This is a genomic window from Acidovorax sp. KNOB132 (assembly GCF_057541515.1).
This window is the reverse complement of sequence record NZ_BAAJYT010000593.1, coordinates 1-875: the sequence shown is the minus strand read 5'-3', so window position 1 is coordinate 875 and position 875 is coordinate 1. Positions and strand designations below refer to the sequence as shown.

1 protein-coding gene and 1 pseudogene are annotated in these 875 nt (G+C 76.5%); both read left to right on the top strand.

Translation table 11 applies throughout. The features are described 5' to 3' along the window. The coding region (locus AC27IO_RS24885) for a sensor histidine kinase (protein ID WP_498741300.1) at window positions 1–639 on the top strand (639 nt) is incomplete at its 5' end. Continuing rightward, window positions 636–875: pseudogene (locus AC27IO_RS24880) on the top strand (phospholipase D-like domain-containing protein); the annotation flags it as partial. The gene AC27IO_RS24885 and the pseudogene AC27IO_RS24880, both read left to right, overlap by 4 nt.

Below are 875 nucleotides of genomic sequence, written 5' to 3'. Positions count from 1 at the left end.
CGGCTGTCGGCCGGCATCGACCGGGCCACGCGGCTGGTGGAGCAGCTGCTGGCCCTGGCGCGGCAGGAATCCAGCGTGGCCGCCGGGGCCCCCGCACAGCCCGTGGTGCTGGCCGACCTGGCGCTGCAGGCCGTGGCCGATGCGGCGCCCGCCGCCCAGCAGCGCGGCATCGACCTGGGCCTGGCCCGGGCGGATGCCACCCCCATTGCGGGCCATGCCGAGGCCCTGCGCATCCTGCTGCGCAACCTGGTGGACAACGCGGTCAAGTACACGCCCGACGGCGGCGTGGTGGACGTGCATGTGATCGCGGATGCGCCCGCGAACGGCGCGGAACCGGGCGGCGCCGTCACCCTGGTGGTGGACGACAGCGGCCCGGGCATCGGCGAAGGCGACCGCGAGCGCGTGCTGGGCCGGTTCTACCGCGCGCCGCAGGCGGCCGAGGGCGGTGCGCAGGTGCCGGGCAGCGGGCTGGGCCTGGCGATCGTGCAGTCCATCGCGCGCATGCACCAGGCGCAGGTTGCCCTGGAGGGCTCGCCGCGCCTGGGGGGCTTGCGGGTGTCGGTGCGGTTCGATGCGCTGGCGGGGGCCGCACCCTCCGCGCCGGCCCCGCAGGCGCCACCGGCCGGGGACGGCGCTTGACCGGCTTCGCCATCCTCTCGGGCCTGGGCCACGCGGTGTTCGTGGCGGTGGGCCTGCTGATCTATGTGATGGGCACGCGCATCGGGCGCCAGCGGCGCCACCCCTCCGCCGCGGTGGCCTGGGTGCTGGCCATCGTGGCCTTTCCGTACGTGGCGGTGCCGCTGTTCGTGCTGTTCGGCGCCCGCAAGTTCGCGCGGCCCCTGCGCCGCCCGCGCAAGGCGCAGCAGGAGACCGCC